The organism is Flavobacterium sp., from assembly GCF_003525665.1.
Classification (GTDB): domain Bacteria; phylum Bacteroidota; class Bacteroidia; order Flavobacteriales; family Flavobacteriaceae; genus Flavobacterium.
Window position 1 is genome coordinate 46,837 of sequence record NZ_DQDX01000051.1, and the last position, 12,252, is coordinate 59,088.

At 31.6% G+C, this 12,252-nt stretch carries 9 protein-coding genes; 8 read left to right on the plus strand and 1 reads right to left on the minus strand.

Annotation, left to right across the window (positions count from 1 at the left end):
* Positions 1 to 121 precede the first annotated feature (121 nt).
* The 7 genes from DIU01_RS03650 (at position 122) to DIU01_RS03680 (ending at position 10,009) form a co-directional block, all read left to right on the plus strand.
* Complete coding sequence (locus DIU01_RS03650; protein WP_290831888.1) at positions 122 to 2,905, plus strand: TonB-dependent receptor; 2,784 nt, start codon at positions 122 to 124, stop codon at positions 2,903 to 2,905.
* Positions 2,906 to 2,921: 16 nt separating this feature from the next.
* On the plus strand, positions 2,922 to 4,154 hold the full coding sequence (locus tag DIU01_RS03655; protein ID WP_290831889.1) for a DUF4249 domain-containing protein: 1,233 nt from the start codon (positions 2,922 to 2,924) through the stop codon (positions 4,152 to 4,154).
* Between the two features lie 19 nt (positions 4,155 to 4,173).
* Positions 4,174 to 5,388, plus strand: a complete 1,215-nt coding sequence (locus DIU01_RS03660) for a DUF4249 domain-containing protein (RefSeq protein ID WP_290831890.1) — start codon at positions 4,174 to 4,176, stop codon at positions 5,386 to 5,388.
* Entirely contained in the window at positions 5,376 to 7,100 is a 1,725-nt protein-coding gene (locus DIU01_RS03665; RefSeq protein ID WP_290831891.1) for a hypothetical protein, read from the plus strand. Before DIU01_RS03660 ends, DIU01_RS03665 begins: the two co-directional genes overlap by 13 nt.
* An 82-nt stretch (positions 7,101 to 7,182) precedes the next feature.
* On the plus strand, positions 7,183 to 8,046 hold the full coding sequence (locus tag DIU01_RS03670) for a sigma-70 family RNA polymerase sigma factor (protein ID WP_026707723.1): 864 nt from the start codon (positions 7,183 to 7,185) through the stop codon (positions 8,044 to 8,046).
* Positions 8,047 to 8,381: 335 nt separating this feature from the next.
* A complete protein-coding gene (gene rpe / locus DIU01_RS03675; RefSeq protein WP_290831892.1) occupies positions 8,382 to 9,044 on the plus strand; it encodes a ribulose-phosphate 3-epimerase in 663 nt (220 codons plus the stop codon).
* 20 nt (positions 9,045 to 9,064) lie between these two features.
* A complete protein-coding gene (locus DIU01_RS03680; RefSeq protein ID WP_290831893.1) occupies positions 9,065 to 10,009 on the plus strand; it encodes a tRNA-dihydrouridine synthase in 945 nt (314 codons plus the stop codon).
* Positions 10,010 to 10,074: 65 nt separating this feature from the next.
* On the opposite strand, the gene DIU01_RS03685 is transcribed toward DIU01_RS03680, so the two are convergent.
* A complete protein-coding gene (locus DIU01_RS03685) occupies positions 10,075 to 10,950 on the minus strand; it encodes a hypothetical protein (RefSeq protein ID WP_290831894.1) in 876 nt (291 codons plus the stop codon).
* A 264-nt stretch (positions 10,951 to 11,214) separates the two neighbouring features.
* Here DIU01_RS03685 and DIU01_RS03690 point away from each other — a divergent pair, with 264 nt between their 5' ends.
* Positions 11,215 to 12,144, plus strand: coding sequence for an alpha/beta hydrolase (locus DIU01_RS03690; protein ID WP_290831895.1), 930 nt, complete (start codon positions 11,215 to 11,217; stop codon positions 12,142 to 12,144).
* Positions 12,145 to 12,252: the final 108 nt, after the last annotated feature.

A 12,252-nucleotide genomic window follows, 5' to 3' on the forward strand; every position in this document is an offset into this window, starting at 1 on the left:
GATTTTAAAACTCAAATCAATGACTTTTATCAAAAAAACAATCAGTCGCTGGAAAACAATAAAGTTTTGTTTATGAAAAATTTATTTAATTATATCAATGGTTTACAATAATCAATTATCAATGAGAAAAGTTATTTTCACTTCCTTTCTTCTATTATTTAGTTTTTTAATTTCGGCTCAACAACTTAATGATAAAATTTCATTACAAATAACTGATGCTTCATTGCAGACTGCTATTGAATCACTTGAATCAAAAACAAATTTTAGATTTTATTTTGATTCAAAATGGATTGCTTCAGATACTATCAAAATCACAAAAAACTATCAAGATAAAACCATTGATGAAATCTTAACCGACCTTTTGGATGCTACAGATTTAAATTATTTTATCGATAATAATCGTGTTATTCTAACAAAAAACACAAGTATTATTAGTGATTTAGATAAAAATTTAATTGATGTTCCAACCGATAAAACAGAGAAAAAAGAGGCTGTAGATTTTACAAGAGAACCAGTGTTTTTAAAACAGTATGATTCGATAAAAAACACTCCAAGCTCAAAAAGAATAGAGCAAGTAACCATTGGAAAAGAATCTAAATCTAATTCGAAAAAACTATACACATTATCTGGTTTTGTAAAAAACAATAAAACTGGAGAAGGTATTGCTAATCTTTATATAAAGGTAAAAAACAGCAAAAGAAGTACAGAAACAGACGATTCTGGATTTTACACTATCGATTTGGAACCTGGTATTGCTATCTTAGAATTTGAATCTGTAATTTTCACAAAATCTACCAAGAAAGTTGTGCTGTATAATGACGGTAAACTCAATGTGAGTTTGACTGAAAATATAAATGAATTAGACGAAGTTGTAATTAACTCAAAGGCATCCGAAAAATTAAAATCTTCGGTTACTGGAGTTACTGTAATTGAAATTGAAAAAATAAAAACGATTCCGTTAATTCTTGGTGAACGTGACATTTTTAGAGTTGCAGCAGCTTTACCAGGAATAAAAAATGTTGGTGAAGGTGCTTCTGGATATAGCGTTCGAGGTGGAAAAGAAGATCAAAATCTTATACTTTTAGACAACGGTTTAATTTATAATCCATCGCATTTCTTCGGATTATTTTCGGCGGTAAATCCTTTTACTACTAAACGAGCATTGGTTTACAAAGGAAGTATTCCTGCAGAATTTGGAGGCAGATTATCATCAGTATTTGATATTACAACCAAAGCTGGAAATGTAAAAAAGATTTCTGGTGAAGGTGGAATTGGTCCAGTAACCAGTAATTTATCGTTGGAAGTTCCTGTTGTAAAAGACAAATCGAGTTTAATAGTTGGCGGACGACTTACCTATTCTGATTGGATTTTAAAATCATTAGACGAAGAACAATTAAAAAACAGTCAAGCTTCATTTTATGATATCATTGCAAAATACAGTCATAAAATAAATGACAAAAACTTAGTTGAAACTACTTTTTACACTAGTAAAGATGCGTTTAGCATTTCATCGGATTCGGTTTTTAAATACACCAACCGATTGTTTACAGCGAAATGGGATCACAAGTTTAATGAGAAAAATAATGCTGAATTGATATTTACCAATTCAGAATATAAATTTAATATTGAGTATGATGCTAATAATCCGAGGTCGTTTGATTTTGGTTATAAAATTTCAGATACACAACTTCAACTTAAATTAGGCTATTTATACAACGATAAGCACAAGATAAGTTACGGAATTTCGAGCAAATTATACGGAATTGATCCTGGAAATTTAAATCCTAAAAGTGGCGAATCACTACTCAGTCCAATCACAATTGCAAGAGAACGTGGCATAGAATCGGCACTTTACATATCTGACAATTATAAAATTTCTGATAAATTATTATTGGATGTAGGTTTGCGCTACTCAAGATTTTCGGCTCTTGGCGCTTCTTCGCAACGTGTTTATCAACCTGGCGTTCCTTTAAATGATGCTACAGTTATTGAAGTTAAAGAATATGATAAAAACGAAGTTATAAAATCGTATGGCGGATTTGAACCTAGAATTTCTGCACGCTATTATTTAATGGATGATTTATCACTAAAGGCGAGTTATGATAAAATGTACCAATACATACATCTTTTATCAAGCAACACAACACAATCACCTACAGACACTTGGAAACTATCTGATTTGAATGTAAAACCACAAGAAGCACAACAATTTTCGTTTGGAATATTCAAAAATTTCTCCAATTCCGATTTGGAGTTGAGTGTTGAAGGTTATTATAAAAAATCTAAAAATTTCTTAGACTATAAAGTAGCTGCGCAAATTTTACTAAACGAAAATATTGAAACCGAATTACTACAAGGTGATGGAAAAGCTTATGGAATTGAATTTTTATTAAAAAAATCTGCTGGAAAATTAAACGGTTGGATTGGCTATACTTATTCACGAACTTTTATAAAATTGGACAGTCAGTTTAATGAAGAAAAAGTAAATAACGGAGAATATTTCCCTGCAAATTTTGACAAACCTCACGATATAAGTCTTGTTTTAAACTACAAATTTACACAACGTTACAGTATTTCTAGTAACTTTGTATATCAAACTGGTCGCCCAATTACTTATCCAATAGGAACTTATGAATTTGGTGGCGCAGAATACACTTTATACAGCGATAGAAATAAATTTAGAATTCCAGACTACTATAGACTTGATATTGGCGTTAACGTTGAAGGAACACATAAGCTAAAAAAATTAGCACACAGTTTTTGGAATTTTTCAATCTATAATGTGTTAGGAAGAAACAATCCGTATTCTATCTTTTTTGTAACCGATGGAGGACAAATAAAAGCTTACAAGACATCAATTTTTGCCATGCCAGTTCCAACGGTAACATATAACTTTAAGTTTTAACTAAAACTGAGAAATTATGAAAAAAGCAACTCATTTTAAATACCTATTTATTGGACTATTTTTTAGCCTAATAAGTTGCGTTGACCCATACCAATTACAAACTTCTAATTTTGAAGAAGCTATTGTAATTGAAGCAACGATAACTAATGAGTTGAAAAAACAAGAAGTTTTAATTTCGAAAACCTATCGACTAGAAGAAAACGAGCCTATTTTAGTTTCGAATGCTTCTGTAACTGTTTCAGATAATCTTGGTAATCAATATAACTTTGAAGAAGCAGATGGAAAGTACATTTCAACAACCGAATTTCGAGCAGAAAATGATCGACAATACAAACTAAATATTACAACAAGTGATGGAAAATCATACAGTTCAACAACACAAAAACTTACTGCAGTAAACGAACTAGAAAATATTACTGCAACCGTAATTACTAATCTCGAAGGACAACGTGGTGTAGAAATTGCTGCAAATAGTTTTGACCCAACAAATTCATCGAAATACTATCGATTTGAATTTTATGAAACATCCAAAGCAACTGCACCAAAATGGCGAGATTTATATGCCGTTGTAAATCCAGATCTTACTGACTCAGTTGGACATGAATACATTGAACTATTCCCTAGAGTTACTGAAGCGCAAGTTTGTTATTTGACAGAGAAAAACAAGAAAATTGTTTTAACGAGCACTAATTTCTTAAACGAAGATAGAATTTCGAATTTCCCAGTACATTTTTTAAATGATTTTGATTACAAAATTGGAGAACGTTATTCTATAGAAGTAAGACAAATTATCCAGAATTTAGAATCGTATACTTATTACAAAACACTACAAGAACTTTCTGTAACTGGCGAGAGTATTTTATCTCAAAATCAACCCGGTTTTTTAGTCGGAAATATAAAATCGGATGATAATCCTAAAGAAAAAGTGATTGGCTTTTTTGAAGTAGCATCGGTAAGTTCTAAAAGAATATTTTTTAATTATGAAGATTTATTCCCTGGAGAAGAAAAACCACCTTATCTAGAAGATTGTACTGAATTAGAGTACACTTATTGCTTCTTACCATTCCCAGAATGTGATGGAAGACAATTAAACGGAAACGTTAAAGCACAAATATTAGTTTATTATGAACATGAACAACTTGAACCTGAAGACGATCCGTTCAATTTAATTTATACCTATGTACGGGCGAAATGTGGCGATTGCACGTCATTTTCTTCTAACATACGCCCAGATTTTTGGATTGATTAAAACAATGTTAAAAACAACTATGAAAAAAACAAATTGCAACAAATTTTTTATTTTACTCGGATTACTATTCAGCTTAGTTAGTTGCGTAGATCCGTACCAATTACAAACTTCTAATTATGAAGAAGCCATTGTAATTGAAGCATCAATAACTAATGAATTAAAAAAACAAGAAATAAAAGTTTCAAAAACCTACCGACTAGAAGATGACAATGGAAATGCCTCAATATCAGACGCACAAGTATTTGTTACTGATAGTGATGGTGTTCAATACAATTTTGAATATGACACCAATTCCTACAAATCAACATCAGATTTTGCGGCGCTTCCAGAAAAACAGTATACCTTAACAATCAATACTAGTAACGGTAAAACCTACAAATCAACACCAAAAAAGTTAACAACGGTTAGCCAAATAGAAAGTGTTATTCCAACAGTAAAAACAAATCTTGATGGAGAACGAGGCGTTGCTATAACGGTTAACAGTTTTGTTGATCCAAACAATACTTCAAAATACTATCGATATGAATATGAAGAAACTTCAAAAGTAACTGCGCCAAAATGGAGACCAGTTTATGCGGTTGTAAATCCAGATAACAGCGGTGCAGTTGGACATCCTTTTATTGAATTATTTAACAGAACTGAAGAAGCTAGAATTTGCTATACACCAAATAAATCCAATTCAATTATACTAACAAACACAAGTGACCTTACCGAAGATAGAGTTTCAGACTTTGAAGTCAAGTTTTTCAGACAATCTGATTATACAATTGGCGAACGTTATAGTATTCTAGTAAAACAATATGTAGAAAGCTTAGAATCTTATACTTATTACAGAATTCTACAAGAGTTATCACAAGCAGGTGAAGTACTTTCACCAACTCAGCCTGGATTCATTGCTGGAAATTTATTTTCTGTGGATAATCCTAACGAAAAAGTGGTTGGTTATTTTAATGTTTCCTCTGTCTCAGAAAAAAGAATGTTTTTCAATTACACCGATTTATTTCCAGGTGAAGCGCTTCCACCCTATTTTGACGAATGCCAAGAATTTGAATTTAATTACTGCTTTGATCCTGCACCAGCCGATTGTGACGGAACAAGATTAAACGGACTCGTACTAAATAATGCCGTAATATATTTTGAAATAGCCGGCTTAAATTATACTTTTATTAAACCTATTTGTGGTGATTGCACCTCATTTTCATCTAACATAAGACCCGAATTTTGGATAGACTAAAACAACATTTTCTGTTATTAATTGTAACAATTAATTCCGCTTTGCTTTTTGCTCAAAATAGCAACACGACTTCTATTGAAAAAAATATAAAAATCTCAACATCAGAGACTGTTTATATTCAAACCAATAATGATGCTTTAATTACTGGTGAAACATTGTACTATCAATTGTATTGTTTAAATCCGATTAATTTTAAGCCAAGTGACATAAGTAAAATTGCTCATGTCAAATTGGTATCTGTTGACAACAAAGTTATAGTAGAACAAAAGTTAACACTAAAAAATGGCGCTGGCAATGGCGATATTTTTATACCTAGTAATTTAAATTCAGGAGTTTACAAACTTGTTGGTTACACCAATTGGAGTTTAAATAAAAATGATTTTAAATATTACACCAAAGACATTACCATCATAAATCCGTTTCAAGTTGAGACTAAAGATTTAATTGCAAAATCAATTGCAACAACAAAAAATCTTGAAAATAATTCAAATTCAACAACATCCAACGGAACATTAGTTGCTGACAAGAAAAATTATTCTCCAAGAGAATTAGTAAATTTTAAAGTAAATTCGGCTAACCAGTTGAGTAACGGAAATTATTCTGTTTCAATAAAAAAAGTAGATGCTTTTGTGTCAAATAAATCTGATAATCCGATAGCATTCTCTAAAATTAATTCGGCTTCAGAAATTTCAAGTTCTAATAAATCTGTTATGATTTTGCCTGAGCTAAGAGGCGAAATAATTTCGGGTGAAATCAAATCAAAAAACAGTCAAAATTCTGTAAATTCTGTTTCCATCGGACTTTCAATTCCTGGAGAAAATTTCTTTTTTAAAGTGGTAAAAACAAATCCATCTGGAAAATTTTACTTTACTATAGATCAAGATTACAGCAATCCTAATATAATTGTTCAAGTGGTTAGTCCCTATAGAAATGAATACGAAATTGCAGTAAATGGCTCTACTCCAATTGAATTAAAAACTCTTACAAACAATTTTTCTGTAAATGAAACTATGATTTCGGCCATAAAAGAACGCGCAATTGCAACACAAATTGAAAACGCTTATTTCAATACTAAAAAAGATAGTGTTTTAGCCAAAAGCAACACCAAAGCATTCTACAAACCACTAGAAAAAGACTATATTTTAGATGCATATAATAGATTCCCTACATTACTTGAAACCATTATTGAAGTATTGAAAGAAGTGTATTATGAAAAAAACAATAATCAGTATAAATTAGGTGTAAGAGATTATGATGAAACCATAGAAGTATCTGAACCTACACTTGTTCTTGTTGATGGAATTATGATTCAAGATGCTAATGAACTTATCGACTTAAAAATGGATACTATTTACAAAGTAAGTATTATTCAAGGTGGTTATTATTATGGTTCAAATATTTTTAATGGAATGATAAGCTTCATCTCTAAAAATCACGATTACGAATTGAAAACTAAAGGAAATTTTATCGCTAATAGTACCCAAATCAACAGTAATCTAGACAAAGACTATTACAAACCTGATTATTCTAAAGAAGAAAATAAAAGAATTCCAGATTACAGACACCAACTTTTATGGTTACCACAATATGATGTTTCAAAACCGATATCGTTTTACACATCAGATGTTAAAGGAACATTTGAAGTAAAAATTGAAGGATTTACAACAGAAGGTTTACCTGTTTATTTGACAGATACTTTTAACGTAAATTAAAAAAATATAATTTTTTGTAACTTTTTTGAGTTTCATCTCGTATAACTACTTGAACGCTTTAAATTAAAGGAGAAAAGAATACATGAGACAACTCAAAATCACCAAGCAGGTAACTAATCGTGAAACTGCTTCTTTAGACAAATACCTACAAGAAATTGGAAAAGTTGATTTGATTACTGCCGATGAGGAAGTAGAATTAGCTCAAAAAATTAAAGCCGGTGACCAACGTGCGTTAGAAAAATTAACAAAAGCTAATTTACGTTTCGTGGTTTCTGTTGCAAAACAATACCAAAATCAAGGACTTACCTTACCCGATTTAATTAACGAAGGAAACTTAGGTTTAATTAAAGCAGCACAACGTTTTGATGAAACTCGTGGTTTCAAATTCATTTCATACGCTGTTTGGTGGATTCGTCAATCGATACTTCAAGCTTTGGCTGAACAATCTCGTATCGTTCGTTTGCCATTAAATAAAATTGGTTCTATCAATAAAATCAACAAAATGTACGCTTTATTAGAGCAATCTAATGAAAGACCACCTTCTGCTGAAGAAATTGCAAAAGAACTAGACATGACAGTAAATGACGTTAAAGAATCTATGAAAAATTCTGGTCGTCACTTATCAATGGATGCACCTCTTGTTGAAGGAGAAGATTCTAACCTATATGACGTATTACGTTCTGGTGAATCTCCAAATCCTGATAGAGAATTAATTCACGAATCGTTACGTACAGAAATTGAGCGTTCATTAGAAACACTTACACCAAGAGAAGCAGACGTAGTTCGTTTGTATTTTGGTTTAGGCGATCAACATCCAATGACATTAGAAGAAATTGGAGAAACGTTCGACTTAACTCGTGAGCGTGTTCGTCAGATTAAAGAAAAAGCTATTCGTAGATTAAAACATACATCAAGAAGTAAAATCTTGAAAACATATCTTGGATAAATTCCAAAAATAAAATTCCAAATTCCAAAAGCATCTCGACTGCGCTCGATGTGACAAATGAAGATGAAATTTTATACCGACAACAACAGTTTCAAAACTGTTCGTTTTTTGATTGATGATTGAAACTCCGGCTGATTACCGGAGTTTTATTTTTTGCATGGCAAACAAAACTCCAGTCTGTTCGCAAAATTGCTCGGGTTTCCGGAGTTTTATTTTTTAAATCTGAACTTGTTTCAGATTCTCACAAACTTGTTTCAGATTCATTAAATATAATTTAACTTTGCAGCTACAAAAATCCTGAAGTAAATTCAGAATAAACAACACAAACTACAAAAATGAAAAACACTTTAATTGCACCATCAGTTCTTGCTTCTGATTTTGCCAACTTACAACGCGACATCGAAATGATTAACAATTCTGAAGCCGATTGGTTTCATATTGACATTATGGATGGTGTTTTTGTTCCGAATATTTCTTTCGGAATGCCAGTTCTTGAAGCGATTACAAAGCATGCTACAAAAACAATTGACGTTCACTTAATGATTGTTGATCCAGACCGATATATTAAAACATTTGCACAATTAGGTTCAAATATTTTAACCGTTCATTACGAAGCATGCACGCATTTACACAGAACTTTACAAGCTATTAAAGCCGAAGGCATGAAAGCTGGAGTTGCGTTAAATCCGCATACCAATGTGAGTTTGCTAGAAGATGTGATTAACGATATTGATATGGTTTGTATCATGAGTGTAAATCCAGGTTTTGGAGGTCAATCTTTTATAGAAAACACTTACAAGAAAATTAAAGAGTTAAAAGAAATCATAACTAGAAATAACGCCTCTACTATTATCGAAATTGATGGTGGCGTTACAAGTAAAAATGCAGTTCAATTAGTGGAAGCTGGAGCTGATGTTTTAGTAGCAGGAAATTTTGTTTTCAAAGCAGAAAATCCGACAGAGACCATTTCTGAATTGAAGAAAATGACGGCTATTTAATGGCTTCCTAAAATTAGTTAATGAGCTTTACTCTACTTTCATCACCTTTACAAGGATTTACCGACTTTCGATTTAGAAATGCCCAAAACAAATATTTTGGTGGCATCGATACTTTTTATTCGCCTTACATTCGTCTAAATGGAAAGTTGGTTATTAAATCGTCGTATGAAAGAGATTTATTACCCGAAAACAATTCGAGTTTAGAATGCATTCCGCAAGTGATAACTAACGATGCTGACGAATTTTTATTTGTAGCAAAATATGTTCAAGAATTAGGTTACAATGAATTAAATTGGAATTTAGGTTGTCCGTATCCAATGGTTACCAAATGCGGAATGGGTTCGGGTTTGATAAAAGAATCGGAAAAAATTGATGCAATTCTAAATAAAGTTCATTCCGAATCGGATATTATTGTTTCGATGAAAATGCGCTTGGGTTACGACACTACAGATGAAATTCTGGATGTTTTTCCTATTCTTGATAACTATCCAATTAAAAATATTGCCATTCACGCTCGCATCGGAAAACAACTTTACAAAGGTGGCGTTCATCTTGAGGCTTTTCAGAAATGCATTGACACTTCCAAACACAAATTGTATTACAATGGCGATATTACTTCGGTAACAAAGTTTAGAGAAATGCAAGAACTGTTTCCTACCATTGACCATTGGATGATTGGAAGAGGATTGATTTCAGATCCTTTTTTGCCGAGTATGATTAAAGAAAACACCTTAGAATATCCTAAAAATAAAATGGAATTGTTCAGTGATTTTCACGAAACACTTTACCAAGGTTATAGCGAATCGTTATCTGGCGCAACTCATATTTTATTAAAAATGCACCATTTGTGGGAATATTTTTCTACCACTTTTGACAATCCGCATAAGGTTGAAAAAAATATTAGAAAAGCAAAAAGCATTCGAAATTATGAAGAAACCGTGAAAGCGGTTTTCAAGAATGGTTGATTTTAAAAGGACTATTTTTTCGGTTTCTAATACAAATCAAACTTTAACTCCGAGTTAATTTGGTTTTATTCTTTAGTTTTTAAATCCGAAATAACGTATTCGTATAAATTACCTCCACCAGTTTTTTTATCAATTTCATCTGCTATAAACAAAGTAGCATTATCCTTAAAGCAAACGGCTTCTTTTTGAGAAAAATTATCAAGTTGATAGGATGTTACTTTTCCGTTTAGGAAATTGTCACCACTAAAATTTTCGAAAACCCAAACGGTATCATGACCTAAAATAGCCACTTTTTTATGGTCTTGACTTATTGCTGCACTTGTAATTACGCAAGAATCATAATCGCTGCAAGTTTTAAATTTCCCAAGTAAAACGGCTTGATGATTTCCAGGAGTATTTGGAATTTTATATAAGAATGTCGTTCCGTCAAAGTTTTTACTTCTGTTTTTTGTAAACAAATTAAAGTGATTGTTCATTTCAAAAAAACCTTCGCAATCATAAAATAATTCCTTTTTGTTGGGTGGAAAATCGGTTTGTTCTGGATAATTGAATGTGATTTTATATTCTGATGCTACTTCAGATTGCTCCAGATTTTTGTTGTTTATTTTATAAATAGCTAAATCTTTTCGATCGTTATCATTGTTACCAAAATCGCCAATGTATAAATTTCCTTCCTTGTCTGAAGTGATGTCTTCCCAATCGATATTTTCTGCATTGGTCACAGAAATGGTTTTAGAAACCGAACCATTTTGGTCAATTCCATAAATTTCGTTTGGATTTCCGCTATCTTGAATTGCCCAAATTAAATTCGAATTAGCAGTAGTTTTTATTCCTGAAACTTCTTTGATTTTTTTAGGAAATGAAAACAACAACGCATCTTTTTTAGCAGGCGAAGAACACGAAACCAAACCCAATAACACAATATATTTTACAATTCTCATACTACCAATTTTTATACTCTCGAAAGTTAGCACTTTTTTCGCAACTGAAAATACCAGCATACCAAAAGTTTACTAAATGACACACAATGAACTATAACGCATAAAAGAATTTGAATAAAGAACTGCGCGAGGAAGAGAATATTTGATATATTTGAGAAAGAAATTAAGTTGTAACGGTAATCACATCTAAATTGGATTGATAGTCGCTATAATGTAGCGACTGCACAGAAGTTACCTGCAAGCTTAAAAAACGACACTGTGAAAATGGGAAAAACTATAATACTTTTATTAACACTTTTCATCTCAATCACTTCCTATGGACAGAGAACTGAAACAGTTTTCTTGAATGCGAGCGACAAGACTTCAAATATGTACGTTGCAATTTTTCCGAAAAACGAAATTATAAAATCATTTATGGTACTGTTGGACGGTTTTGGAAATTCACCAAATAGTGCATTATCACAAACAGAAATTCCAAAATTTGCAACAAAAAATGGCATCTTGACAATTATGCCAGTTTTAAAGACAGGCTCTACATATTGGGGAAGTGATAGGACTTCTCAAGAATCACTCAAAGAAATCATCAATTTTGTTGCTTCTAAATATCAACTCAAAGACAAAGATTTTTATATTGGCGGATTTGGAATTGGTGGGACTTGTGCCGTAAAATATTCTGAATTGGCAGTTCAAGAAAACTATGAAATTAAGCCAAAATCAATTTTTGCAATTAATCCAATTCTTGATTGGGAACGTTATTATAATGGAGCCAAAAGAGTTATAAGACTTTCAGACACTTCAAAAGTTAATGATGAAGTTTTCTACATGATAAATAGAATAGAAAAAGAAATGGGTGGAACACCTGAAACTGCATTGCAAAATTATCATTCACAATCACCATATTCGTTTTCTGATACTACACAAAAAGCAATAAAAAACTTAATCAAAATTCCTATTATGATTATTTCAGAACCTGACATTCAATGGTATTTAAAAGAACGTAATTATGACTGTTCTTATAACAACATTACTGACCAAGTGGCAATGATTAATGAGTTGCAACGATTAGGAAATAAAAATGCTGTATTAATAACAACAACAAACAAAGGTTACAGAATGCCGAATAAAGTTAGACATCCTAATTCTTGGAGTATTGCAGACCCAAAACAAATAATTAAATGGCTACAAACATTCTGATAAAAAAGCCAGCTGGTAACAGCGATTTACACCAATTGCTGGGCTTGCGCTTGTTATTTTGTTCTTCGTAGAAAATAATCTGATGACTACAATTCTATCTTTCTAAGA

Bases quoted from the DNA above. Each gene is read 5' to 3' on its own strand.
- DIU01_RS03650 (WP_290831888.1), top strand. From the start codon at position 122: ATGAGAAAAGTTATTTTCACTTCCTTTCTTCTATTATTTAGTTTTTTA.
- DIU01_RS03655 (WP_290831889.1), top strand. From the start codon at position 2,922: ATGAAAAAAGCAACTCATTTTAAATACCTATTTATTGGACTATTTTTT.
- DIU01_RS03660 (WP_290831890.1), top strand. From the start codon at position 4,174: ATGAAAAAAACAAATTGCAACAAATTTTTTATTTTACTCGGATTACTA.
- DIU01_RS03670 (WP_026707723.1), top strand. From the start codon at position 7,183: ATGAGACAACTCAAAATCACCAAGCAGGTAACTAATCGTGAAACTGCT.
- rpe (WP_290831892.1), top strand. From the start codon at position 8,382: ATGAAAAACACTTTAATTGCACCATCAGTTCTTGCTTCTGATTTTGCC.
- DIU01_RS03680 (WP_290831893.1), top strand. From the start codon at position 9,065: ATGAGCTTTACTCTACTTTCATCACCTTTACAAGGATTTACCGACTTT.
- DIU01_RS03685 (WP_290831894.1), bottom strand. From the start codon at position 10,950: ATGAGAATTGTAAAATATATTGTGTTATTGGGTTTGGTTTCGTGTTCT.
- DIU01_RS03690 (WP_290831895.1), top strand. From the start codon at position 11,215: ATGGGAAAAACTATAATACTTTTATTAACACTTTTCATCTCAATCACT.